The 23,733-nt window shown below is 42.1% G+C and carries 29 protein-coding genes and 1 pseudogene; 9 read left to right on the top strand and 21 right to left on the bottom strand.

Annotated elements, in window-relative coordinates:
• Window positions 1–9: 9 nt before the first annotated feature.
• Window positions 10–858: a lipoate--protein ligase family protein gene (locus LQ203_RS14970; protein ID WP_230159175.1), complete on the bottom strand. Its 849-nt coding sequence runs from the start codon at window positions 856–858 to the stop codon at window positions 10–12.
• Between the two features lie 34 nt (window positions 859–892).
• Window positions 893–1,879, bottom strand: a complete 987-nt coding sequence (gene pta, locus LQ203_RS14965; protein WP_230159174.1) for a phosphate acetyltransferase — start codon at window positions 1,877–1,879, stop codon at window positions 893–895.
• Between the two features lie 258 nt (window positions 1,880–2,137).
• On the opposite strand from pta, the gene hemQ reads away from it, so the two are divergent.
• Both hemQ and gerQ read left to right on the top strand, forming a co-directional pair.
• Window positions 2,138–2,887: a hydrogen peroxide-dependent heme synthase gene (hemQ, locus tag LQ203_RS14960; protein ID WP_230159173.1), complete on the top strand. Its 750-nt coding sequence runs from the start codon at window positions 2,138–2,140 to the stop codon at window positions 2,885–2,887.
• Window positions 2,888–3,307: 420 nt separating this feature from the next.
• Entirely contained in the window at window positions 3,308–3,817 is a 510-nt protein-coding gene (gerQ, locus tag LQ203_RS14955) for a spore coat protein GerQ (protein WP_230159172.1), read from the top strand.
• 113 nt (window positions 3,818–3,930) lie between these two features.
• On the opposite strand, the gene LQ203_RS14950 is transcribed toward gerQ, so the two are convergent.
• The 3 genes from LQ203_RS14950 to LQ203_RS14935 form a co-directional block, all read right to left on the bottom strand.
• A complete protein-coding gene (locus LQ203_RS14950) occupies window positions 3,931–4,299 on the bottom strand; it encodes a DUF423 domain-containing protein (protein ID WP_230159240.1) in 369 nt (122 codons plus the stop codon).
• 21 nt (window positions 4,300–4,320) lie between these two features.
• Window positions 4,321–4,578: a YwdI family protein gene (locus LQ203_RS14945; RefSeq protein WP_230159171.1), complete on the bottom strand. Its 258-nt coding sequence runs from the start codon at window positions 4,576–4,578 to the stop codon at window positions 4,321–4,323.
• A gap of 263 nt (window positions 4,579–4,841) precedes the next feature.
• A complete protein-coding gene (locus LQ203_RS14935; protein WP_230159170.1) occupies window positions 4,842–5,522 on the bottom strand; it encodes a uracil-DNA glycosylase in 681 nt (226 codons plus the stop codon).
• Window positions 5,523–5,673: 151 nt separating this feature from the next.
• On the opposite strand from LQ203_RS14935, the gene LQ203_RS14930 reads away from it, so the two are divergent.
• A complete protein-coding gene (locus tag LQ203_RS14930; protein ID WP_230159169.1) occupies window positions 5,674–7,107 on the top strand; it encodes a phospholipase D family protein in 1,434 nt (477 codons plus the stop codon).
• 137 nt (window positions 7,108–7,244) lie between these two features.
• Window positions 7,245–7,592, top strand: a complete 348-nt coding sequence (locus LQ203_RS14925; protein ID WP_230159168.1) for a general stress protein — start codon at window positions 7,245–7,247, stop codon at window positions 7,590–7,592.
• A 78-nt stretch (window positions 7,593–7,670) separates the two neighbouring features.
• Here LQ203_RS14925 and LQ203_RS14920 read toward each other — a convergent pair whose 3' ends face one another.
• Genes LQ203_RS14920 through LQ203_RS14905 form a run of 4 tightly spaced genes read right to left on the bottom strand, consistent with a single transcriptional unit; the run spans window position 7,671 to window position 10,028 of the window.
• Window positions 7,671–8,690, bottom strand: a complete 1,020-nt coding sequence (locus LQ203_RS14920; RefSeq protein WP_230159167.1) for a MoeB/ThiF family adenylyltransferase — start codon at window positions 8,688–8,690, stop codon at window positions 7,671–7,673.
• Window positions 8,691–8,714: 24 nt separating this feature from the next.
• Entirely contained in the window at window positions 8,715–8,948 is a 234-nt protein-coding gene (gene moaD, locus LQ203_RS14915; protein ID WP_230159166.1) for a molybdopterin converting factor subunit 1, read from the bottom strand.
• Complete coding sequence (locus tag LQ203_RS14910; RefSeq protein WP_230159165.1) at window positions 8,941–9,405, bottom strand: molybdenum cofactor biosynthesis protein MoaE; 465 nt, start codon at window positions 9,403–9,405, stop codon at window positions 8,941–8,943. Before LQ203_RS14910 ends, moaD begins: the two co-directional genes overlap by 8 nt.
• A 2-nt stretch (window positions 9,406–9,407) precedes the next feature.
• A complete protein-coding gene (locus LQ203_RS14905; RefSeq protein WP_230159164.1) occupies window positions 9,408–10,028 on the bottom strand; it encodes a molybdenum cofactor guanylyltransferase in 621 nt (206 codons plus the stop codon).
• Between the two features lie 405 nt (window positions 10,029–10,433).
• Here LQ203_RS14905 and pdxK point away from each other — a divergent pair, with 405 nt between their 5' ends.
• The 3 genes from pdxK (at window position 10,434) to bshB2 (ending at window position 12,485) form a co-directional block, all read left to right on the top strand.
• Window positions 10,434–11,261 (top strand): pyridoxine/pyridoxal/pyridoxamine kinase, encoded by an 828-nt coding sequence (gene pdxK / locus LQ203_RS14900; RefSeq protein ID WP_230159163.1) that lies wholly within the window; start codon window positions 10,434–10,436, stop codon window positions 11,259–11,261.
• Window positions 11,262–11,385: 124 nt separating this feature from the next.
• A complete protein-coding gene (locus LQ203_RS14895; RefSeq protein ID WP_096339115.1) occupies window positions 11,386–11,733 on the top strand; it encodes a YojF family protein in 348 nt (115 codons plus the stop codon).
• Between the two features lie 86 nt (window positions 11,734–11,819).
• Complete coding sequence (gene bshB2 / locus LQ203_RS14890) at window positions 11,820–12,485, top strand: bacillithiol biosynthesis deacetylase BshB2 (RefSeq protein ID WP_230159162.1); 666 nt, start codon at window positions 11,820–11,822, stop codon at window positions 12,483–12,485.
• Between the two features lie 147 nt (window positions 12,486–12,632).
• Here the strand turns inward: bshB2 and LQ203_RS14885 are convergent, their stop codons facing one another.
• Window positions 12,633–13,838 carry an MFS transporter gene (locus LQ203_RS14885; protein WP_230159161.1) on the bottom strand — a complete coding sequence of 402 codons (1,206 nt, stop codon included), beginning with the start codon at window positions 13,836–13,838 and terminating at the stop codon, window positions 12,633–12,635.
• Window positions 13,839–13,856: 18 nt separating this feature from the next.
• Window positions 13,857–14,276 (bottom strand): MarR family transcriptional regulator, encoded by a 420-nt coding sequence (locus LQ203_RS14880; protein ID WP_230159160.1) that lies wholly within the window; start codon window positions 14,274–14,276, stop codon window positions 13,857–13,859.
• Between the two features lie 139 nt (window positions 14,277–14,415).
• Here LQ203_RS14880 and LQ203_RS14875 point away from each other — a divergent pair, with 139 nt between their 5' ends.
• Together LQ203_RS14875 and LQ203_RS14870 are read left to right on the top strand one after the other, a co-directional pair.
• On the top strand, window positions 14,416–15,270 hold the full coding sequence (locus tag LQ203_RS14875; RefSeq protein WP_230159159.1) for a hypothetical protein: 855 nt from the start codon (window positions 14,416–14,418) through the stop codon (window positions 15,268–15,270).
• A gap of 17 nt (window positions 15,271–15,287) precedes the next feature.
• Complete coding sequence (locus LQ203_RS14870; RefSeq protein ID WP_230159158.1) at window positions 15,288–15,548, top strand: hypothetical protein; 261 nt, start codon at window positions 15,288–15,290, stop codon at window positions 15,546–15,548.
• Window positions 15,549–15,668: 120 nt separating this feature from the next.
• Here the strand turns inward: LQ203_RS14870 and LQ203_RS14865 are convergent, their stop codons facing one another.
• The 10 genes and pseudogenes from LQ203_RS14865 to LQ203_RS14820 form a co-directional block, all read right to left on the bottom strand.
• Window positions 15,669–16,763: a sorbosone dehydrogenase family protein gene (locus LQ203_RS14865; protein WP_230159157.1), complete on the bottom strand. Its 1,095-nt coding sequence runs from the start codon at window positions 16,761–16,763 to the stop codon at window positions 15,669–15,671.
• Window positions 16,764–16,790: 27 nt separating this feature from the next.
• The gene (locus tag LQ203_RS14860; RefSeq protein WP_230159156.1) at window positions 16,791–17,660 is read right to left on the bottom strand and encodes a Cof-type HAD-IIB family hydrolase; all 870 of its coding nucleotides are present in this window, start codon (window positions 17,658–17,660) and stop codon (window positions 16,791–16,793) included.
• A 166-nt stretch (window positions 17,661–17,826) separates the two neighbouring features.
• Window positions 17,827–18,945: a PRK06851 family protein gene (locus LQ203_RS14855; protein WP_230159155.1), complete on the bottom strand. Its 1,119-nt coding sequence runs from the start codon at window positions 18,943–18,945 to the stop codon at window positions 17,827–17,829.
• A gap of 90 nt (window positions 18,946–19,035) precedes the next feature.
• Window positions 19,036–19,512, bottom strand: coding sequence for a Cys-tRNA(Pro) deacylase (gene ybaK, locus LQ203_RS14850; RefSeq protein WP_230159154.1), 477 nt, complete (start codon window positions 19,510–19,512; stop codon window positions 19,036–19,038).
• A 94-nt stretch (window positions 19,513–19,606) separates the two neighbouring features.
• Complete coding sequence (gene gntK, locus LQ203_RS14845; protein WP_230159153.1) at window positions 19,607–21,151, bottom strand: gluconokinase; 1,545 nt, start codon at window positions 21,149–21,151, stop codon at window positions 19,607–19,609.
• Between the two features lie 22 nt (window positions 21,152–21,173).
• Window positions 21,174–21,323: pseudogene (locus tag LQ203_RS27670) on the bottom strand (permease DsdX); the annotation flags it as partial.
• Between the two features lie 245 nt (window positions 21,324–21,568).
• Window positions 21,569–21,790, bottom strand: coding sequence for a hypothetical protein (locus LQ203_RS14835; protein WP_230159152.1), 222 nt, complete (start codon window positions 21,788–21,790; stop codon window positions 21,569–21,571).
• Window positions 21,791–21,952: 162 nt separating this feature from the next.
• Window positions 21,953–22,648 (bottom strand): ATP-binding protein, encoded by a 696-nt coding sequence (locus LQ203_RS14830; RefSeq protein WP_230159151.1) that lies wholly within the window; start codon window positions 22,646–22,648, stop codon window positions 21,953–21,955.
• On the bottom strand, window positions 22,645–23,139 hold the full coding sequence (locus tag LQ203_RS14825) for an ECF transporter S component (protein WP_230159150.1): 495 nt from the start codon (window positions 23,137–23,139) through the stop codon (window positions 22,645–22,647). The genes LQ203_RS14830 and LQ203_RS14825 overlap by 4 nt, the downstream gene beginning before the upstream one ends.
• A gap of 1 nt (window position 23,140) precedes the next feature.
• On the bottom strand, window positions 23,141–23,725 hold the full coding sequence (locus LQ203_RS14820; protein ID WP_230159149.1) for a cob(I)yrinic acid a,c-diamide adenosyltransferase: 585 nt from the start codon (window positions 23,723–23,725) through the stop codon (window positions 23,141–23,143).
• Window positions 23,726–23,733: the final 8 nt, after the last annotated feature.

The raw sequence follows: 23,733 nt of genomic DNA, 5'->3' as shown, positions 1-23,733 counted from the left end.
TTTACATGTTTAATCTTTTAATGCATCGAATACTTTATCATTGCGTTCTGCCACTCTTGTTAAGTACGCCTCATACATCGGCCATTCCTCAACAGAAAGGTTGTCAGAGAATATCCTTCCGCTGTGTTCCTTCAATATATGTAGGAACCTGAGCATCACATCTTGAACACTCAATTGTACGTCCAGTAATTCTGAAAGTGATGCCATAACAGAAGGTACGATATCAGGATAGAGGAATTTTGTTTCTGCATTTCCTTTAGCTGCATCATAAAAACCCTTTACGAGACTTGCCCGCTCAGCCCCGCTCCCATTGACGCATAAGTAGATTTGCACCGCTACGCCATTACGAATCCTGCGTTGGGATATACCGGCGAACTTTTTCCCATTTATACTTAAATCATAGCTTCCAGGACAATAGGAACCAACGATTTCCCTTGCCTCAATCCTGACTGGGAAATCGGAAAACATCAATTGGATAAGCTCCCACATCGCATCATACCCTCGATTGATTTCAATTTTCTGCTCGTTTTCCGGAAAAATGAGCGAGAAATTGAGGACCCCCTCATCAAGCACAACAGCCAGTCCTCCGGAATTCCGAACGATAGCCTGGAAATCATGTTCTTCTAAATGATCCAAACCCTTTTTAAGAAAAGGCAACTTCGTATCCTGTATACCCAGGACGATGGTTCGATGGTGTACCCACGCTCTGGCTACGGCCGCTGATTTTCCTGACCCTACAGAAGCGCAAAATGTATCATCCATGGCAAAGGACTCTAGAGCAGGAAACTGAGGCCCTACGGAAGATTGATCAATAACCCGCCACTCTTGTTGCATTAATAATGATTCTGTTTCACTCATAGAAAACTCCCTCTACATTTAATCCTGAAATGGCCTATTTATACTGAGCCACAAAGCCTTGTGCAGCTGTAATGACGGCCAGTTTATATACATCCTCTTCATTGCATCCCCTTGAAAGGTCATTTACAGGACGGTTCAGCCCTTGAAGGATCGGGCCGACCGCTTCGAAGCCAGCCAAACGCTGTACCATTTTATAGCTAATGTTCCCCGCTTCAAGACTTGGGAAAATAAAAACATTCGCATCTCCCTGAATAAGAGAATCAGGTGCTTTTTTTCTTGCTACCGAAGGAACGAAAGCCGCATCAAACTGAAACTCCCCATCCAGCATGATTTGCGGATCCATTTCTTTTGCTAAATCGACAGCATCGATGACCTTTTGGGTCTCGGGTGATATCGCCGACCCCTTCGTCGAAAAGCTCAGCATCGCCACACGCGGTTCGATATCAAACATGAGTGCCGTCTTTGCACTTTCTACGGCAATCTCCGCGAGATCCTGAGAATTAGGGTTTATATTAATCGCACAATCCGCGAACACATACCTTTCTTCATCACGGACCATGATGAATACACCTGATGTTTTTTGGACTCCTGGCTTTGTTTTGATGATCCTTAGGGCGGGACGAACCGTATCTGCAGTCGAATGCGTTGCACCGCTCACCATTCCATGTGCCAGTTTCATATGGACGAGCATGGTTCCAAAATAGTTCTCATCCATTAAGGTTTCACGTGCTTGTACATCAGACGCTTTACCTTCACGGACCTTTACAAACGCTTCAACCATTTCATCCATCATGATATAATTCTTCGGATCATATATTTCGATTGCATCAAGGGAGATTTTTAAATCCTTAGCCTTTTCAGTAATCGAACCAATATCTCCGATCAATACTGGTGTCATTAGTTTGCTCTTGGCAAGCCTTCCTGCCGCTCCCAAAATTCGTTCATCCAATGCTTCCGGAAAAACGATCTTTAAATTATGCCCCATAATTTTTGATTCCAGCATTTCAAATAAATCACTCACTGGCACTTCCTCCTTTTTAGATACGTTTCCCCTATTTTTTCTATATTTAACCATCTGGTAATCTTTCCAAAGTCGTCTTCTTTTAAGAATACTCTAGGAGCAAGGTAAATTCCAGCCACTTTGGTACCCTGACATTCGGCAATTTTGACATTTGTTTGAACACCTAAAAACAGTGATGGTGTTTGCGGGTTGATATAAATTTCCTTATACTGAAACTATGTTATATTAAAGTTATAATAAGACTTAGGAGTGATTGTAATGAGTGAAGCAGCACAAACACTGGACGGCTGGTATTGTTTACATGATTTCCGTCTGATCGATTGGGCTTCTTGGAAAACGTTATCAAGTGACGAACGCCAATTAGCTATCTCAGAATTCCAAGGTTTACTGGATAAATGGAATATGACACAAAGTGACAATGAAGGAAGCCACGCCCTATATTCCATCGTTGGTCAGAAAGCGGATTTCATGCTAATGTTCGCCCGCCCGACCATGGAGGAATTGAATGCAATTGAAACCGAATTCAACAAAACGAAACTTGCCGAATATACAGTTCCTGCTTATTCATACGTTTCCGTTGTGGAATTAAGCAATTACTTAGCAAGTGGAGATGGTGAGGACCCTTACCAGAACCCTCATGTACGTTCTAGATTGTATCCAATCCTTCCAAAGTCCAAACATATATGCTTCTATCCAATGGACAAGCGCCGTGATGGTGATGATAACTGGTATATGCTTTCCATGGAAGAACGCAAAGGCTTAATGCGCTCCCACGGCTTGATTGGCCGCAGTTACGCAGGTAAAGTAAAACAAATCATTTCCGGTTCTGTCGGTTTTGATGATTATGAATGGGGCGTTACACTATTTGCAGATGATGTCCTTCAATTCAAAAAGTTAATCTATGAAATGCGATTTGATGAAGTAAGTGCTCGTTACGCTGCGTTCGGCTCTTTCTTTGTAGGCAATATCCTGCCGGAAGAAAATGTATCTTCTTTCCTATACGTATAAGACGAGTGAGCTTCCGGTTTCCGGAAGCTTTTTTTGCTCCATCTCCTTTTTATTTTCCCCGGCTGTGGAATAAATCCACCCCATATCCCATACATTTTCAATAGTGATGAATTTATTTTTTCACAGTCCCAATCAACTTCCAGAAAAATGACCAAGGCAATGCCTAACTCCAGCGAGGTGAAGGAACGTTACTTTTTAGCCGACAAGAGGGTATAACCTTACCCGTAAAACATGCAAGGCAACCGTTACGTATCATTTAACATTCATTGTGGGTTTTTAAGCCACCCGGGGATTGTCAGAACTTCACAAACAAATACAATACTACCGGTCGCTATAAATCGCACTGTTTCTCCCAGTCCACACTCTCGGATTGTCCAAATTCCACAAAAACAAATAAACCTTGAATTAGGAGGGAATGCAATGTCACAAAATAATCCTTATGGTAATTATCCGTACGGAGGAAGCCCCTATTACCCCTATGAAAATAATGAGGCTGACCCGCGGCAGCAGCAGGGACCTTACCAGCAACAAGCTTACCAGCAGCAAGCATACCAACAACCACAATACCAACAGCAACAGCCCACCACAGCGGGTACGCCACAACAAGCGCCAATGCCGTCCCCTTCCGGTCCGCAGGTGCCTGGCATGCTTCCAGTCGAAGCATCGTACATCGAGAACATCTTGAGATTGAATAAAGGAAAATTAGCCACTGTTTATACGACGTTTGAAAACAACAAGGAATGGAATGCAAAAATCTTCAAAGGAATCATCGAGGCTGCGGGCCGAGATCATTTGATCATAAGCGACCCTCAAACGGGAAAACGGTACTTAATCCCGATGGTATACTTAGATTATATAACGTTTGATGAAGAAATCGAATATGAATACCCATTTGGAGGCGCTGGGCTTGCCACCTATTCGCCAAGGTAAAGAGGATGCCATAAAGAAGCTTCAGAATCTTTTTGATTTTGAGGCTCTTCTTTATGGATCGTTTTTCCATAACGAATTAAAAAAGCTGACCTTAGAAAGATCAGCTAACTTAATTACAAGTACTTATATGCAGCAATGATCATCAAGACCCAAGCAACCAAGAATGACACTCCGCCAAGTGGTGTGATGGCCCCTAGCACTTTTATTTGCGTAACGCTTAGAACGAATAAACTTCCGGAAAACAGGATGATTCCTATTAGCATAAGCCAGCCAGACCAATTGATTAGCGGACTTGAAATCTTCCCAGCCAGTAAACCGATCGCTAATAAACCTACCGCATGGAACATTTGATATTGAACAGCGGTTTGCCACGTTTCTAAATATTTATCGGGAATTTTCCCTTCCAGCCCATGTGCACCGAAAGCGCCAAGTGCTACGGCAATAAACGCATTCAATGCACCTAAAATGATAAACAGTTTCACTAGCATTTCGCTCCCCTTCTCTTAAAAATCGAATAAGGACTCCCCATTGGCCTCATCCATTTTAACCGGTTCTACATTCGATGTAGCCGGCATAACGGACTGGGTCATTGTGATTGGCTTCGGAATGCTGATGTTCCCAGCTTTTTCATCAACCATTACTTCACATAGAGCTTTAATGGCAATTACATACCCCTGCACCTTATCCTCTGAATTTACCTGTTTCGCTTTCAAAACAAGCTCTTCGATCTTATCTAACATTTGTTTTGATGAAATATCCAACTTTACCACCTCGTCTATATACAGGTCAAAACTTTCATAACTAGCATAGCAAAAATCAGAGAAGAAAACACCTTGGATATTCCCCTACTTATCAATTGGCTTGGATTGAAATTTCAAGCATGGCTGTCCCGATGAGCGAAAAACATCAAGAGAGGGGAGCCTGGATGTTTTGAATTGAAAAGCACGGCAGCCTTTTGGGAAGGTTGGATCCCAAGTTATATAAAAATGGCGGCACGCCATACAATTCACCCGTTCCATTTTCTTCATCGCTTTGAGATTTTCCAATCAATTGGATTTTCCCCTGATTCAATCAGGAATTGATTTGTTTTGGAAAACGGTTTGCTGCCAAAGAAACCACGGGATGCCGACAGCGGACTTGGATGGACTGACTTAATGATTTTATGCCGGTTTTCATCAATCAAAGGGATTTTAGTTTGAGCCGGTTTTCCCCACAGGATAAAAACGACCGGTTTCTGCCGGTCATTCAGCAGACGAATTATTTGATTTGTAAAGGTTTCCCATCCCTTTCCCCGGTGTGAGTGGGCTTCTCCCTCACGGACGGTCAAGACTGCATTCAATAGAAGCACTCCCTGTTCCGCCCATTCAACAAGGTAACCATTGTCTGGAACATCGTAACCTAGATCAGTGTGTAACTCTTTAAAGATATTTCTTAAAGATGGTGGGATGCGAACCTCCGGCTTTACGGAAAAACTAAGGCCATGCGCTTGATGCGGTCCATGGTAAGGGTCCTGTCCCAGGATGACCACCTTTACATTTTCATATGAAGTAAAGTGAAGCGCATTGAAGATGTCATCCTGATCCGGATGAATGACTTGCTGACTGTATTCTTGTTTTACAAATTCCATTAGCTCTTGATAATAACTTTTTTTGAATTCCTCTTCCAATAGAGGCCACCAATCATTTGTTAATAACTGCTTTTTCATTTGCCATAGCCCCTTTCCTCTTTTTGAAACTATATTATATCAAACTAATAGCCCTACCCGTTTCCATAGATTACGATTTATGTTTCTATATACCCCTAACTTGGGAAGATAGATAGTTAGCACGTCATTTAACTCTGTTGGAGGATTCCCTATGAAAAAATGGTACAAAAGAAAACGATTTTATCTGCTTGTCAGCATTTTGATCGTCATTACAGCCGTGATCGTCTATAACAGCTACAAGCCCCTCCCCGAAGGCCTTTCATATGAAGGGAAGGTTCATCATGTCGAGGATATTGATTTCATCTATGACCTTTCCTATCACGATGAACAAGGGAATCCTCAGCATGAGCGGCGAATTTTCCAAACCATTAATCAAGCCATTGAGGATGCTGATTCTTATATCGTAATCGATATGTTTTTGTTTAATGCTTTTTATGATGAAAAGATAAACTATCCAAAGTTATCCGAGACCCTGACGGATAAATTGATAGACCAGAAGAAAAAGAAACCAAAACTCCAGGTGATATTCATTACTGATGAAGTGAATACTTCCTATAATGCCTACCAATTAGAGGCACTCGAAACGATGAAGCAAAATGGCATTGATGTTATCGTTACCAATTTAGACCGGCTTCGAGATCCGAATCCTCTCTATTCAGGTGTGTATCGGACCTTTTTCCAATGGTTCGGTGAAAGCGGGGAAGGCTGGATTGTGAATCCCATGGCAAAAAGTGCTCCAAAGGTCACCATGCGTTCTTATCTTAGACTGATGAATATCAAGGCCAATCACAGAAAAGTGGTCGCTACTGAAAAAACGGCCATCATCTCATCGGCCAATCCTCATGACGCAAGTGGATTCCATTCCAATATTGCGTTTCAGATGGGTGGGAATATCATCGGTGACTTTGTTAAAGCGGAAGAAGCTGCTTACGATTTTTCAGGAGGCCCAAAGACATTTCCGGAATTTAAAGGGGCAACTGCCGATAAGGGTCAGATATCCGTACAATTGCTAACGGAAGGAAAAATTAATAAACATGTCCTTAAGTCAATAAGGGATACGAAAAAAGGGGACAAAATCCATCTTGCCATGTTTTACATTGCTGATCGCGATGTTGTCGAGGCGTTAACGGATGCAGCTAAACGAGGTGTGAAGATTCAAATGATATTGGATCCGAATCAAAACGCGTTCGGAAGTGAAAAAATCGGGCTTCCTAATCTTCCAGTTGCCGCTGAATTCGATAAACTGGGAGATGATAACATCTCGATTCGCTGGTATAAAACAGAAAAAGAACAGTTCCATACAAAGCTGATGATGATACAAACGCCTAAAGAAACGATTGTTCTTGGAGGATCGGCTAATTACACCACACGCAATCTAGATGACTATAATCTTGAAGCAAATATTGAAATCCATGCTCCAAATGATGCGGACGTTTCTAATGATGTCGAAAACTATTTTCAAAGACTTTGGACAAATCAAGATGGAACATACACTGTAGATTATAGTGAATATCAAAAGAAGCTACCTGTTTTCAAATATTTGACCTATCGCATTCAAAAGGTGCTCCGCTTCACCACTTACTAAATTATTTCGGTGAATGATGTTTATCGATGCCCAAACAAGGTTATATACTACTATAGCCAATCAACAACCACGATAAGCAAGATTCTATTTACCTATTACCAAGAGAATCTTACACTAAAATTCAAGGAGGAGTTTATATGTATCAAGTACATGTAGTAGAAAACGGTTTACAAGCAAAGGAAAAAATCGATCATTTAGTTACTTCAGGATATACGAAGGACGATGTATATTTGTTTGCCCATGATAAAACGCGTTCGAAGCACCTTACCGAGAATACAAATACGGAAGATGTAGGCATGAAGGAACAAGGCTTCCTTGATACGGTTGGAAATCTCTTTAAATCACGTGGGGACGAACTTCGTAATCGCATGAGCAATCTTGGTCTTACGGATATGGAAGCAGAACGTTACGAGGAAGTACTTGACGAAGGGAAAGTCGTCATCGTTGCTTCCAAACAAGAGAATAAAGATGAGGTTACACACTAATATCCGTTAACCCTTACCCTATATGGATTCATCTAAAAGCGAGGCCCCAAAACCGGCGGCCTCGCTTTTTACTATTCATTATCCCAGGATACTTTGGTAAGTGGCCCTTGCATGAACCATATCCTTTGTACCGTGAATCAATGCCCGGCCATCCTCGAAAATGACAATACGTTCCCCATCTTTTTCACAAGAGAGCAGGAATGGATTGAACTTCACCAAATAACCACTTCCGTTCAAATCTTTGGCTAACTTCTCAAGTTGCAGTTTCAAAGGTTTTGGCGGTCTGACCTGTACAGTATCCCTGCCGCAAAGAACCGCAGTTTTCGTTGCATTTTCCATAGTTAAAAAAGGGTATGTCCTCTGCTCACCACAAGAGAGACAATCTTTCTTTTTCGCTTTTGTTAATTTAACAGTTTGGTACTGATTGCGCCACAAATCAAATGTAACGAGTGCAGGTCGAACCGATTCCCAATCTTCAACAAGTATTTTCAAAGATTCAGCGGTTTGATGGGCTACCACCATCGTTGCAGCTGGTGATATGATCCCTCCTGTGTCACAGGTCATTCCTTGGATGGGGATCGTTTTAAGTAAACAGTGCAAACAGGGTGTCTGACCTGGCAGGATGGTCATGGTCATGCCGACACTGCCGACACATGCCCCATAAATCCACGGAATACGAAGTTTTTGTGACAGGTCATTAATGATCATCCTTGTTTCAAAATTATCGGTGGCGTCCAATATCAAATCAACATCACCAAGCATCTGTTCAAGATTCTGGGCGGTGGCATCCATGATGACGGCTTTCACATCCACTTCATGATTAATATCAAGTAAATGGCGCTTTGCCGCTTCAGCCTTTGGCAGTTTTTCCGCCACATCCTGCTCCGTATACATTTGCTGGCGCTGTAAATTACTAGTCTCGACATAATCCCTGTCCACAATAGTAAGCTTCCCCACTCCTGCACGGGTAAGGGCTTCTGCGTTTGCAGACCCCAAAGCCCCTGCCCCTAGAAGTAAGACATGCTTCTTCTGAATTTTTAATTGGCCCCTTTCACCGATGGGGGAAAATAAGGTCTGTCTTGAATATCGCTCTGTCACTTTGAAACCTCCTTACCGATTTGCTCAGCCTCCACTGACAGGTGGAATGAAGGCTACTGTATCTCCATCAGATAAAATCGTGTCATCATCGGCAAATTCTTCATTGACCGCTGTCATCACGGTTTCGAGACCTTCCAATTCAAATTCCACCTTCATCTTTCCTTTAAGCTTGGCCACACTCATTCCATTTCCTTCTATAGAAATGGTCTCTTTGCCTAGCTCATCTTTCAATTGGGCAAATAAAAGTACATTAATCATTGCTATCCACCTCTATTGGTTTTCCTGTTGGATAAGGAACAGTTTCCAGCTGGTTTCCCACCCATGTCTCCCCATCTTCCCAGTGTTCTTTTTTCCAAATTGGGACGATTTCTTTAATTCTTTCAATCGCATACCTATTTGCTTCATATGCATCATTTCGATGTGGCGTACTAACAGCAATAACGACTGCGATATCCGTGATTTCAAGTTTGCCAACTCGATGGGTGATCGCCGTTTCTGCATCAGGCCAACGTTCCTTAATTTCAGATCCAATTTGCTCCAATTTCTTAATAGCCATCGGTACATATGCTTCGTAAATTAAGAAAAGTGTCTTTTTTCCCTTGGTCATTTCCCTTACTGTACCAATAAAGGTCGTAATGGCACCTGCATTCCGCTCGATTACTTTATCTATCACTTCCTGGATGACAATAGGCTCTTTTGAAATATGATAATTCATGTCTACCACCCTTTATATAATTCAGTTTGATTAATATACCCTGCTTCTTGATAATCTTCCCGCGTATTCATATTGAAAAAGAGGTGTTGAAAATGTTCAGGATTCTCATGATATAACATAAAGTCCGTTTCCTTTACGATTTTCACCGAAATCTTTTCCAAAAACCGACCCATTTTTAATTCGTGCTTTACTAAACACTCTGTCAATACAGGAAGACACCTTTTATGATAAACAGCAAAAAGCGGCTGGATCCTGCCATTTATTTCTGGAATGACAGCATCGAAATCCGTTTCATAAAAAGAAATGATTTCTTTTATGGCTTCTGCACTCACAAAGGGCATATCACAGGCTGTCAGGAATTGCAGATCTGTTTTCGAGGAGCTCATCCCTGCATGCAATCCGCCAAGAGGTCCTTGATCTTTATGTAAATCCGATATTAACGGAAGCTGCAGAAAGCGATAATCTTCAAATGTATTTGTAATGACCAGAATTTTTTCCGACACCTTTTTCAGCTCGGAGGCAACTCTTGAAATGTTCACAACTCCCCCTATTGTCAACAGGGCTTTATTCACACCCATACGGCTTGATTTACCACCAGCTAAAAGCAACATCGTCCATTCCATCAGACTCACCCTTCCTATTTTGGGGTTTAATCCAACATCCTACGGTAAAGTATAATAATTGTGTCCTTTAAAATAGCATCCACTATATTTAAATATTTTAAATCAACTTTGAGAATAATGACACTTTCACAAACTTTGCTTACATATTAAAAGATTGAATAGCGCATATTTCTTGGATGAACCAATCTAAAAAGCAGGATTTCCATCTATTCAATTCTCAATACCATGTATTCATCCACTTTTAAAAAAAGCTTATACGAGGCCATGCCATGTCCATCCTAAAGGCAATCATTTTAAGGTGAAAACTAAGTTTTACATAAAAGAAATTTTGGTATATTCTAAAAACAGGATATTACCTGGTATGCTGATAATATCGATATCTAATTCTCCTGAGGAGGTCACATAATGACTATGAAAAGAGCTATGACAGTTGCTGGATCGGATTCCAGCGGCGGTGCAGGTCTTCAAGCTGATTTAAAGACATTTCAAGAATTTGGAGTTTACGGTATGTCCGCTTTAACGACAATCGTGACGATGGATCCTAAGAATGGCTGGTCTCATAATGTTTTCCCCACACCTGTCGAGGTTTTGGAAGCCCAAATCGAAACGATTCTATCAATCGGCATTGATGCCATGAAAACGGGAATGCTTGGATCAGTAGAAATCATTGAACTTGTTGCCCGTAAAATAGACGAGTTGAAACTGGACAAAGTCGTTATCGATCCAGTTATGGTATGTAAAGGTGAAGATGAAGTATTGCACCCAGAAACGGCCATAGCTCTGCGCGACCTTCTTGTCCCACGCGCAACTGTTGTTACGCCAAACTTGTTCGAGGCTGCTCAGTTAGCAGGAACAGCGCCAATCAAAACGATCGATGATATGAAGGGTGCAGCTGAAAAAATCCATGCACTTGGTGCAAAATATGTCTTGATCAAAGGCGGAAATAAGCTCGATCATGACAAAGCAATCGACCTTTTATTTGACGGAAACGAATTCGAGATTCTTGAATCCGAGAAAATCGAAACAACCAATACACATGGTGCCGGCTGTTCTTCTTCAGCAGCCATTGCCGCTCAATTGGCTGAAGGAAAAAGTCCACGTGAGGCTATCTATATTTCAAAAGACTTCATTACCGAAGCAGTTCGCCATTCTTGGAGGATGAATGACTATGTAGGACCTGTCAATCATGGCGCATACCATAAATATGGTGCTGCTCAACACACACAAAAATAAAACATCTAATTTACTGGCCGCTCAAATTAATCGAGCGGCCTTTTTCGCTTTTTTTGCTTTTATTTAGTAAAATAGAAAGAAGGAAAAGCTTATCTAGCCGCCCAGTTAAGGAGGAAATTATAGAATGAAACCTATAGACCGTACAGAGGTGCAAAATGCTATTGATTCTTTTGCCGGACAAGATGTATATCTTCACCTTGAAACGACAAATGGTGCCTATGCCACTCATGTAGATGAAGCTTTCTTTTCGGCAGGCGCTTATATTCGTAATGCTTTAATACAATATGAACACGGGAAGATAGTTGGCGATGGACCTTATCGCATCGGCTTAAAGCTCAATATTGGCTGGGTATATGCAGAAGGCGTGAACCACTTCGAAATGGATGAACAAGGGAGACTGCTGTTGGCAGGTCTTGATTTTTCCGGAAAGCTTGCTGTCTCCATGCAACTCAGTCCCACTCCCTTTGAATGATTACAACATGATTGATATACGATGAATAACTACCATTCACCGATAATAATACCCCACTGTAAGTAGAACGGAAGGAGAAATATACCTTGGAAAAAGAACGTCATGTACTCGTTATATTCCCACATCCCGATGATGAAGCCTTTTCGGTTTCTGGAACACTTGCCCTCCATAGAGAAGCGGGCACGCCTGTTACCTATTTATGCTTAACACTAGGAGAAATGGGACGTAATTTAGGAAATCCACCATTTGCAACAAGAGAATCGCTCCCTAAAATTCGCCAAAAGGAATTAATCGATGCAGCGAATGCGATTGGCATCCAAGATTTACGCATGCTAGGTTTGCGTGATAAGACGATAGAATTCGAAGATGATGAAAAGCTGACTTCATTATTTACGGATGCCATAATTGAATTGAATCCTTCATTGATCATTACGTTTTACCCAGGGTACAGTGTCCATCCAGACCATGAAGCGACAGCACGGGCTGTGGTTCGGGCTGTGGAAAGAATGGAAGAAAAAGAGAGACCTAAACTTCATTGTGTCGCGTTCTCCAATAACTGCATCGACGAGTTAGGGCACCCTGACATCATCCATGATATCTCTGCCGTCGAAGAAAAAAAGGTAGCAGCATTTACTGCACACCGTTCGCAAACGCAGGCAATGGTGATCGAATGGAAAAAGAAATTCGAAAATCAGGACGCTGATTTTCTTGACTGGATCCGCAAAGAACGATTATGGACCTATAAGTTTTAAAGAAACCGCCGATAAGGCGGTTTTTTTGTTTATGACATAAAAAAAAACGCCTGTGGATTACAGGCGGAGAAAAGGGGGATATTTTGGAAAATCAATCATAATATAAGCATCCCCAAAATTTTCGATTTTATACAGGCATCCAAAAAATTAAGCAGACAAACGTTCCTCTATTTGCATTTTCTTTCTTACAGAGGCTTTTTTACCATGTGCCAAGAAATAAATTCCAATAAGAATGAATGCAAAGATCGACATTCCTATGAACAAACCTTTGAACCCGGTAAATGGAATGAGGAATCCCAATAGGAATGGGCCAACACCAATCCCAAAATCATACATTGTAAAAAACGTGGATGTGGCTAATCCCATCCGATTTGATGGGGCTTCTTTAATGGAAATAGCTTGACAGCTTGATTGGAACGTACCATATCCCACTCCAATAAAGGCACCGGCAATCAGAAGCGTGATTCCATGATGAGATTGACTGAGGATGACCATACCGACGGCAAATAGGAAGAGCGATGGATAGATAACTGCATTCTCTCCCTTCACATCAAACATTCGTCCTGTAAACGGACGGGACGCCAAAAGGAATACAGCAAATACCACAAAGAAAAAGCTTGCGGCATCCATTAGATTCATTTCTTTTGCAAAAGATGTTAAATAGGACAAGATGCTCGAATACGTAAATCCGGCAAATCCGATAAAAATGGAAATGGGCAGGGCCCTTTTTTCAAAGTAATCACTGATTTTAAACCCTTTTTGCGGTGAAGCTTTTCCTTTTTCTCCTTCAGGAACATTCATGAATAGCGATGCGACTAAAGAAAATGCAGCAAATAAAGAGCCAGCATAAAAAATGATGGAATAACTAAAATGCTGTGTGATCAGCAATCCAATAAACGGACCGAATGCCATTGCCAAGTTTGTACTCATGGCAAAATAACCTGTACCTTCCCCACGTCTTTCATTCGGAATGATATCTGCAGCAATCGTTCCAGTTGCCGTAGTGGCAAGGCCAAAAGCAAATCCGTGAATCAGTCGATCGATCAATAAGAGGGATAAACTATTCACGAGGAAATAACCAACGGACGCAATCAGAAATAAAACCAAGGATCCCAGCAACATCTTTCTGCGGCCGATCTTGTCAATTTTTTTCCCTGCAATCGGTCTAACAAGCACGGCCCCGAGGACAAAGATACTTGAGGCAAGTCCTGCTTGTGCTTGCGATGCATGAAAGTTATCAATCGTGTAAATGGTCAATGTCACCATCAAGACATAAAAAGTTAAAAATAGAAAAAAGTTCGCAGACGACACAATCAGAAAGTCTTTCGTCCACAATTTCGGTTTTTGATTCATTTCAATCCTTCTTCCTTACTATTGTTTTAATTTTTCCTTTAGAAATAATAAAGTTCGTAACGTTGCTTCTCGATCCTCTTCAGCCAAACCGGTCATTAATTGAAGTTCAAATTCTTCAACTACCTTTTTGGCCTCTTGATAAGTCCTTACACCAGGCTCCGTTAACTGTATTCTCCGCTCCCGCTTATCCTTTCCTGGGATTTGTTCAATCAAACCACGTTCTTCCAAACGGTTTACCGTCCGGGTTACCGTCGGTTTCTCCACATCTAGATAAGTACTTATTTCAACAAGCGTAGAACAGCCATACTGATACAGATAATAAACAATCAGCCACTGGGAATGAAAAAGATCAACCTTAGCCAATTGTTCATTCAACTTTTTGGTAAATGACCTTGAAAATTGTAAGTTATGATGAAAAAAACCATTATGAAAGGACAAAAGTATTTCCTCCTATATTATAGTTACCTAGGTAACTATACACCTGTAAATTAGAAATGTCCAGCCTTCAGATGAAGAAAAACAACTAGATTGCCGTTATCTCCACGGCTTTAACACAACAAATTTGATGCTTTTACTCGTGAGTTTGGGACGTTTACTCGTGAGTTCGAGCCTTACTCGTGAGTTTCGGGCTTTTACTCGTGAATTTGACGCTTTTACTCGTGAGTTTGGGACGTTTACTGAAAGTTTGACGCGTTTTCTCATGAATTCGAGCCTTACTCGTGAATTTGGTGTGCTTACTCGTGAGTTTCGGGCATTTACTCGTGAATTTGACGCTTTTACTCGTGAGTTGGGACGTTTATTCGTGAATTTGACGCTTTTACTCATGAATTCGAGCCTTACTCGTGGGTTTCGCGCGTCTACTCGTGAGTTTGACGCCTTTACTCGTGAATTTGACGCTTTTACTCGTGAGTTTTGCCCTTTTACTCGTGAATTCATGCGCTACTCGAGTTTCGGACATTTACTCGTGAATTTGACGCCTTTACTCGTGAATTCATGCGCTACTCGAGTTCGAGACTTACTCGTGAGTTTGAAGCCTTTACTCATGAATTCGAGCCTTACTCGTGAGTTTGACGCCTTTACTCGTGAATTTGACGCTTTTACTCGTGAGTTTGGGACGTTTACTGAAAGTTTGACGCGTTTTCTCATGAATTCGAGCCTTACTCGTGAATTTGGGGTGCTTACTCGTGAGTTTTGCCCTTTTACCCGTGAATTTGACGCTTTTACTCGTGAATTTGGGGTGCTTACTCGTGAGTTTCGCGCGTTTACTCGTGAGTTTGGGACGTTTACTCGTGAGTTTTGCCCTTTTACTCGTGAATTCATGCGCTACTCGAGTTCGAGCCTTACTCGTGAATTTGGAGTGCTTACTCGTGAGTTTCGCGTGTTTACTCGTAAGTTTGACGCGTTTTCTCATGAATTCGAGCCTTACTCTTGAATTTGGAGTGCTTACTCGTGAGTTTTGCCCCTTTACTCGTGAATTTGACGCCTTTACTCGTGAGTTTGACGCTTTTACTCGTGAGTTTGGGACGTTTACTCGTGAGTTTTGCCCCTTTACTCGTGAGTTTTGGGACGTTTACTCGTGAGTTTTGCCCTTTTACTCGTGAATTCATGCGCTACTCGAGTTCGAGACTTACTCGTGAATTCATGCGCTACTCGAGTTCGAGACTTACTCGTGAGCTTGGGGCATTAAATCGATGCCATGCTGCTACATAGGGATCGATGCTTCAAGCCCCTAAACAAAAGAAGCCTCCGCTATTTAGCGAAGGCTCCTTTCGTTCTTCTATTCGAAACAGTTGGAACATGAGAGTTATTATAAATCACGACTTGATAAATTCAAGGCATATTTCCTTTTAACCGAGATAGTGGTAAACGATAAAGTTTATCATCTTTTTCATCAGGGTTTCCACGGCCATCCGTATTGTTGCTTATAAAATAAAGGTAATCTTCATCTACGAATACATCACGTATCCTTCCCGAACCCGTAATGATATTAGTCAGTTTTCCGTTCTTTACATCATAGCTCTTAAGCGCTTCGCCCCTTAAGGCTGCAAAATAAAGCTTCCCGTCAAAATAAGCCATTCCAGAAGGGGCCCATGTATTTTCACCGGAATGAATCAATGGATTTACCATATCCGTTTTTTTCTCATCGCCCTGTATCACTGGCCAACCATAATTCTTACCTGGTTCAATTTTATTTAATTCATCGTGTGCCGAATCTCCGTGCTCACTTTCATACATCTGTCCCGCTTCATCCCATGCCAGACCTTGTGGATTCCGATGACCGTATGAATAGACATATGAATTCCTGAAAGGATTATCCTTTGGTACGGTGCCATCCAGATTCATGCGCAAAACCTTCCCGCCTAAAGATTCAATGTCTTGTGCGATCTCCGAATTTCTTGCATCACCAGTTGTAGCATATAGCTTATCATCCGGTCCGATCTTGATCCGGCCACCATGATGGAAATCACCGCTTGGTATTCGGTCGATTAAGGTTTCCCTCTCCAGCCACATATCCTCAACCTTTTGCAGCAGGACGATTCGGTTGATGGAATCGCCACCTTCTTCATACGTATAATAAGCGAAAGCTTGCCCGCTCTTAGCGAAATCGGGAGCTAACAAAAATCCAAGCAACCCAGCTTCCGCTTTTGCCGACAATGGCTTTTTAAGGTTGACCTTTTGCCTTGTCATCTTACCCTTGTCCCATTCTACGATAGTTCCTGTCCGCTCTGACACATACATCGTGCCCCCATTTTTCTGAATCGACCATGGTGCATGCAGGTTCGTTACCAGAACATCCGGATCTTGTCCTAAAGTGCCCGTCACTTCTTTATCAGGCTTAGACTTGGTATTACCGTCCTTTTCATTCATGTTACACCCAATTAAAGTAAATGTAGTCATAAGGAAAAATAAGATCCATCTTTTCAAAAGCTTTTCCCCTTTCGATTCATGAGTTTAATAGGCTGACTGTTTAAGTACCTTTAAAATGGCCTCCGCAACACCGGATTCATCATTCTTGCCTGTTACTTCATCACACATTTTTTGAATATCGAGCGGTGCATTTCCCATCGCGACAGACAAACCTACTCGTTCAAACATGGATACATCATTATAATTATCCCCAATAGCCATCGTTTCCTGCATCGAGCCGGATTTTTCATTCACATATGTTTCAAGTGCCGTACCTTTTTGAGCCGCCCCACTCATGATTTCCACATTTTCACGTCCTGATGAGGTGACTGTAATTCCATCCTCCTCATTTAATTCAGAAGAAATTTGATTCAATAAACTTAAATCCTTTGAAAAGCTGAGAATTTTATAATATTCCACATTAGAATGGCTGAATAACTCGGAATAATCGGAAATGGACGTAACTTGTCCAAGCTGTAAACGCTCCTCTGCAAATTTCCTCATCCTCTCAGGGTCAACGTCCGGATTGGCTGTAACAAATACATCCACCAAAGCAGATATGGCGTTTTCATAGTTTTTAGAATAGATTCCCTGACTCGTATAAATTTCGAAATAAACTCCTCGTTCTTCGAGTAATTTAGCAACCATGCTAGCAGTCCCAACTGACATCGGATTGGAAGTGGCAATCTTTCCGTCCTCCGTGAAAAGGGCAGCACCATTTACTGAGATGACAGGGCAAACGATGCCTGCTTCATCTAATGCAAACCTAGCTTCCACGTAGGATCTTCCAGTAGCAATGATCACTTCCACGCCCTCTCTTTGAGCCCTTTGTATTGCGTCTTTATTTGCCTCACTGACCTTTTGCACTTTGTTTAACAATGTTCCGTCCATATCAATCGCTATCGTCTTTATCAATTCAACCCGCTCCTTTTTTCAATATAATTCCTATTTTAACCGAAAGAGACTGGATAAACACGTTTTACAAACTTGGATATATTCCTTGGTGTGAATTCAGTCATGTAAAAGCTCCAATTATGTATATAAATAAACTGCACCTAATTGAGATAGGTGCAGTTTTGTCTTAATGTAGAATGGTTTGGCTATCAACTGCCTGTGACCGTTCAATAATTTGTTCGTTGATGTCACTTTGAATGTCATCGATGGCTGTAAAATCCATTGCTTTTACATAAATCTTTTCGAGTTCGTCATGCGCATCTTTTGCTTTAACCAGATTTGCTGTCGCTTCATTCATTTTATCCCTGTACCTGGAGGAAACATCCTTTATCTGATCGGCATAAATTTCATCTGTTCCTGGCAGGATGGCTGTTTTATATATATCAATGATTTCATCACCTTCACAACTTGGGAAATATTCATGTGGTGATGTGCTGTCAAAAATGGCGATTCCTACCTCCCGGACGATTACCATGTCCAAGCTATGCGGATCAAAACCGCAATGATACACTTCCACATCAAAGCCTCTTTGCTCTGCAGCCTTTGCAATCTTCTTCAGCATCGTTGATTTACCTGAACCCGGACGGCCCTTTAAAAAGTAGCGTTTTTGTACACCCTCCGTGATATTGGGAATGAAATCAACCGCTCCCTTCGGTGTGGCAGCACCTAAAAAACGGTGGCGAACATCAGCCTTCTTGTTAAGGACGATATCTCTATAAAATCCTTCTATCAATTTATTGGTCAACCCATTCAATTTAGCGAAATCTATGTTTGCCTTATAAATATCTTCCCATTCATCGTGTATCCTTAATGCCTCAGCGAAAAGGGAATAGGCCTTCTCAAAACTCTTGCTTCTCGCATTCGTCAGCCTTATGATAGTCGCCCTTTCAGAAGCCAGCTGCTGAGAATTCCAGGCAGCCCCTAGATTGACATACTCCTCAATGGCCCCTGGCGCCTTAGGTTCAATCACATGCGGCGCTGTCCCATCCACAAGTCCGATTTTCAAAGCCGGTATGATTACTCCATCAATGGAATCATTATCGGACGAGCAATGTAAAAACTCAATGTCATAGTCTTTATCCAGCCATTCTTGGCCGATTTTTTTCATAATGGTTGATTTGCCCGAACCAGGTCCGCCTTTTAAAATGAATAGTCTTTCCAAACCTGCTAAATTGGAATCATATAAACTATAAAAACCTTTAGCCGTATTGCCTCCAGCGAAATAGTGCATCACTTTTCCAGTCACTTTCACACTCTCCCTCACAATAAAGATGTGATCTTCAAGACAGCGTATGCAGAAAAAAACAAATAGGTGAATGCCTAAGGGTGGAAACGATTATTTTATAAGGGCCACTGCATCGGCTTGTGTGACCTCTAGGAATTCCGAGGGCTTTAAGACAATCTGTGTCCCGATCCTCCCACCGCTTACGATGATTTCCGGCAGCCTTGATGCACTTTCGTCGATAAAGGTCGGGTATTGCTTTTTCATACCGATCGGTGAGCAGCCTCCCCGTATATACCCTGTGTATTTTTGTAGATCTTTAACAGCAAGCATTTCAACTTTTTTTGCCCCTGCCGCCTTCGCTGCTTTTTTCAAATCCAGTTCAGTGGCTACAGGAATGACAAATACATATAGCTGCTGCGGCCCGCTATGGGTAACAAGCGTTTTAAAAACGGTTTCTTGCGCTTTTCCAATTTTGTCCGCAACAGTGATCCCGTCGATTTTTCCATCGTTGGCATCATAGCTCATCATGCCATACTCAATACGTTTGTTATCAAGAATTCGCATTGCATTCGTTTTACTGGCTCCCATCTTAACATTCCCCTTTGCTTTTTTTCCATCTTACCATTTTTAAATATAGGGAAAAAGAAAGCACAGTGCCTGCGCATCTGTGCTTTCCATCAAATTATTCTAAATGACGTCTTTGAAAATCAGCGATCCTCTTATAGTCGCCTTCCAATTGGCGGCTTACGGATAAATAAATCGACATTAATTCCTCATACACTTTAACGTTCTGCTCGATTGGAACAAGCTCATTTGTAGCACCAATCATGCCTTCAACCTCATCGAGGCTTTCGATTTCCCCTAAAGCGTATAACCCAAGAACGGCAGCACCTAAGCTTGAACTTTCAAAGCTTTCAGGAATTGTCACGTTCTGATTAAATACATCGGCCATGATTTGACGCCATAGCTTCGAGCGGACAAACCCACCGCTTGCATGAATTTTCTCGGGAGTACCTGTCAGCTCTCTTACAGCAAGGAGAACACTGTACAAGTTATACATCACACCTTCAAGTACTGCTCTGACCATATGGTCACGAGTGTGATGAAGAGCCAGTCCAAAGAAGGAGCCTCTTGCATCGGCACTCCATAATGGCGCTCGTTCCCCAGCCATATACGGGTGAAATATCAATCCGTCGGAGCCAGGGGCAATATTTGAAGCCATGTCCGTCAATATCTCATATGAGTCTTGTCCCGAAGCCTTCGCTTTTTCAATTTCAACACGGCCTAATTGGTCCCTTGCCCATCGGAAGGTGATTCCCCCATTATTGACCGGTCCTCCGATTACCCAATGATTCTCCGTAAGGGCATAACAGAATGTCCTGCCTTTCGGATCTGTAAGCGGTCGGTCACTGACGGTTCGAACCGCACCGCTCGTTCCGATTGTCACTGCCAAAACACCTGGCTTGATGGCGTTTTGCCCTAAGTTCGCAAGCACACCATCACTCGCACCAATAACAAACGGGGTACCTGGCTGAATGTTCATTTTTGCCGCTAATTCCGGACTTAATCCAGAGAGGATATGGGTTGTTGGAACAAGTGTTGGCAGCTTATCTGCCCCAATTCCAGCAATGGCAAGTGCTTCTTCATCCCACTTCAATTCATTCAAATTGAACATGCCCGTTGCAGAAGCGAGTGAATAATCCATCACATACTCATTGAAAAGTTTATAGATGATGTATTCTTTGATTCCTATGAATTTGTCGGTTTCGTTAAAAATCCCTGGATGCTCATTTCTTAACCACATTACTTTTGTGATTGGGGACATCGGGTGAATGGGAGTTCCCGTCCTGTGATACAGTCGCATCCCCTGTTCTGAAGCCTTCAATTTCTCCGCATAGGCTACACTACGATTATCTGCCCATGTAATGCTATTCGTTAGCGTATTACCGTCTTTCCCCATGGCGATCAAGCTATGCATCGCTGAACTGAACGATATGAAACCAAGTTCATCTTTTTCTATTCCGCTTGTAATCATAACTTCGCCAATTGCAATAATGACAGCTTTATAAATTTCTTCGGGATCTTGTTCCGCAACGGAAGGAGTTGGACTGTGAAGAGGATATCCCTTCGAACAAGATTGTACAACCTCCCCTCCTTTTGAAAAAAGAACGACCTTCGTACTCGTCGTACCAATATCGATCCCCATCATATAACCTGAATGTCTCATACTTACATCATGCTCCTTTCTCTTAAACAATTGAATTCAATAGTAAGATTAGGATAGTGAAACGACTGATATTATCGTTTCCATAACCGTCCAAGATTTTAACGTTTGTAAAACTGTTAAAGTAAAATTTAATCATCCAAAATCCTGCATCATTTACGCAGGATAGAATTAATGAACCTGAAACCGATTACAAGGACCACCAATTCTCAATATTAACACCTGATACAGAAGAAATTGGCTTCTGCATAATACTTATCATTGCTACAGTAGCTTAAACCAGTAGGCACACAAGTCACGGCAGCAACGAGCCAGCGAGAATCGGTGAAATATGAATGGATGTAGTTCGACTAGCCATGTATTCGCCAACACCGATGATCTAGATAATGGATGCAGGCTGATTGATTTTGTCCATCTTTATTAAACCTTTAGCGCAACCTTATGTAAAGAATGAAGCACCCTAACAGACCAGCAGGGTGATGCCCCTATCTGAACAGCATCTGCAACATCCGGAATATCCATACCTGTGATAATTCCGGATGCAAGTAGGTCAGCATTAACTGGATGCCTTTCACTTTGGCTATGATAACGAGCGTATAATAACAAACTATCGTTAATGCTCAATCCAAATAAACTAGACATCACCCTGAATCTTTGGCATCTCTCTATGTATATAAACTAACTCAAAATACTATTTTACAATATAAACTTATCCATACAAAGTAAGGATTATTCAATGAAAAAAAGGGACCGAATCCGTTCATTATGAACTAAACTCGATACCTCATTCATGAACTGGTCGGATCATTCCCTCATAAAAAGAAGACCGGATTGGTGTCTGATTTCTGCCTCAAGATGTACAGGATAAGCAATAAGGAAGCAAGTGGATGGTCCAGAAGATTTTTTGATATCCACTTTACTACTTATATTTACAGGAACGCCTTCACCACTTGGATCCAGTTGCTCCCATTCATATGCTATCCCTTTTGAACCGACTGGAAGTACCTGTACATCTTCCATCTCACAAAGGCTTTTAAATAAAGACAATGGAGCGACCCTCTCTTGTTGTTCCATAACTTCATTCCCAACGAGCGGCCTGCCGATCAGAGCGATTTTCCGAAAAGGATATTGCTTAATTACACGTTCATTCCTTCGTTTACCAATAACCATAAGACCTAGTGCTGATTGAAGAAGCGGCATGTTACTTTCTGTGCTTCCTGTAATGGGCAGGACCATTCCCAATTCATTCAATCCCTTCGAGATACCTCTGCTCAATGCCTTCCAGGCTTCATCACCGCAGAAATTGTGAAGGACAACCGATATTGGCCTTCCGCCAACACCCATGCATTCCATGACGGCAACCCGAAAAGAGTAATAGCCAACGACCTCATAAGGGACCTGGACAAGATCCTTTTCCTTCAGTCCGATTCCGCCACTATTATCACTCGAAACAATTAATGATTCTGCTTCGGAAAACGGTAGAATCAATGAATCACTCATTCTACAAGACCATCTTTATGAATCATTTTTTTCAAAACAGGAGCCAAGCGTGGCATTAACAATGCTGCCAATGCTACATTCACTGCTGTTGCCGCCGTTAACCCCGGAACCAGCACTGTGTAAAATCCAGGGCTGATCAAAAATACGAAAGGCAGGGCTAAAATGAAGGCATTACCGATAAAGAAGAGGAAGAATGCGCCCATTTTCTTTCCGTGTACATATAAAACGCCGAACATCCAAACGAGCACTGCCATTTCGACCATGATCAAAAAATGGAAGGGCCCTAAAGTCATGCCGCCGATGAACGCTGAAATGATATGACCGAGCCCGGCTACAATCGCACCGGGTACAGGGCCAAGTATGACAGCCGCCAAAAGGGCCGGAAAACTGTCTAAAGCGATACTGCCGATCGGGGATGGGATTTTGATCATGGCCCCAACAGCAGATAAGGCAATGAATAAAGCAATTGCACTGATTTTTCTTACATCCATGTTACTCTTTTTCCTTTCTTTTCCCTCCACGGAATACGTTTGCGCTGCGGATATATTCCACATCCTTCACACCAAGTCGGAAGTTGATCACACGTGCTACTGCAAAGAAGTAATCGGACAGGCGATTTAAATATTGAAGCGATAATGGTGATACGGCTGCACCCGATTTGATCAATGAAACGACCAATCGTTCTGCCCTTCTGGTAACCGTACGGGCAATATGAATCGTTGCTGCCGCTTTTGAACCCCCTGGCAGGATAAACTTCTCCAGTTCCGGCGCTTCAACTATGAAAGCGTCAATACGTTCTTCCAAATAGGTAATGGCCTCATCCGTCAGCTTTTGCGGGGCTTTCTCGGAAACCGTTGCCAAATCACCGCCACAGTCAAATAACTCATGCTGGATTTTCTCTAAATCGGCCAATACATCCTTAAATATCGCTTCATCCAATTCAGTCACCGCAAGACCGATATAACTATTGACTTCATCCACTGTTCCATAAGATTCGACCCGGATGTCATCCTTGTCAAGCCGGCCTCCAATTACGCTTGTTTGTCCCTTATCTCCTGTACGTGTATAAATCTTCATCCCAATTA

This window comes from Peribacillus sp. Bi96 (assembly GCF_918698115.1).
Classification (GTDB): domain Bacteria; phylum Bacillota; class Bacilli; order Bacillales; family DSM-1321; genus Peribacillus.
The sequence above is the reverse complement of the archived record's forward strand: the minus strand, read 5'-3'. Positions and strand labels throughout refer to the sequence as shown.

Bases quoted from the DNA above. Each gene is read 5' to 3' on its own strand.
- LQ203_RS14970 (WP_230159175.1), bottom strand. From the start codon at position 858: ATGAGTGAAACAGAATCATTATTAATGCAACAAGAGTGGCGGGTTATT.
- hemQ (WP_230159173.1), top strand. From the start codon at position 2,138: ATGAGTGAAGCAGCACAAACACTGGACGGCTGGTATTGTTTACATGAT.
- gerQ (WP_230159172.1), top strand. From the start codon at position 3,308: ATGTCACAAAATAATCCTTATGGTAATTATCCGTACGGAGGAAGCCCC.
- LQ203_RS14935 (WP_230159170.1), bottom strand. From the start codon at position 5,522: ATGAAAAAGCAGTTATTAACAAATGATTGGTGGCCTCTATTGGAAGAG.
- LQ203_RS14930 (WP_230159169.1), top strand. From the start codon at position 5,674: ATGAAAAAATGGTACAAAAGAAAACGATTTTATCTGCTTGTCAGCATT.
- LQ203_RS14925 (WP_230159168.1), top strand. From the start codon at position 7,245: ATGTATCAAGTACATGTAGTAGAAAACGGTTTACAAGCAAAGGAAAAA.
- moaD (WP_230159166.1), bottom strand. From the start codon at position 8,948: ATGATTAATGTACTTTTATTTGCCCAATTGAAAGATGAGCTAGGCAAA.
- LQ203_RS14910 (WP_230159165.1), bottom strand. From the start codon at position 9,405: ATGAATTATCATATTTCAAAAGAGCCTATTGTCATCCAGGAAGTGATA.
- LQ203_RS14905 (WP_230159164.1), bottom strand. From the start codon at position 10,028: ATGGAATGGACGATGTTGCTTTTAGCTGGTGGTAAATCAAGCCGTATG.
- pdxK (WP_230159163.1), top strand. From the start codon at position 10,434: ATGACTATGAAAAGAGCTATGACAGTTGCTGGATCGGATTCCAGCGGC.
- LQ203_RS14895 (WP_096339115.1), top strand. From the start codon at position 11,386: ATGAAACCTATAGACCGTACAGAGGTGCAAAATGCTATTGATTCTTTT.
- LQ203_RS14885 (WP_230159161.1), bottom strand. From the start codon at position 13,838: ATGAATCAAAAACCGAAATTGTGGACGAAAGACTTTCTGATTGTGTCG.
- ybaK (WP_230159154.1), bottom strand. From the start codon at position 19,512: ATGGGAGCCAGTAAAACGAATGCAATGCGAATTCTTGATAACAAACGT.
- gntK (WP_230159153.1), bottom strand. From the start codon at position 21,151: ATGAGACATTCAGGTTATATGATGGGGATCGATATTGGTACGACGAGT.
- LQ203_RS14835 (WP_230159152.1), bottom strand. From the start codon at position 21,790: ATGTCTAGTTTATTTGGATTGAGCATTAACGATAGTTTGTTATTATAC.
- LQ203_RS14830 (WP_230159151.1), bottom strand. From the start codon at position 22,648: ATGAGTGATTCATTGATTCTACCGTTTTCCGAAGCAGAATCATTAATT.
- LQ203_RS14825 (WP_230159150.1), bottom strand. From the start codon at position 23,139: ATGGATGTAAGAAAAATCAGTGCAATTGCTTTATTCATTGCCTTATCT.
- LQ203_RS14820 (WP_230159149.1), bottom strand. From the start codon at position 23,725: ATGAAGATTTATACACGTACAGGAGATAAGGGACAAACAAGCGTAATT.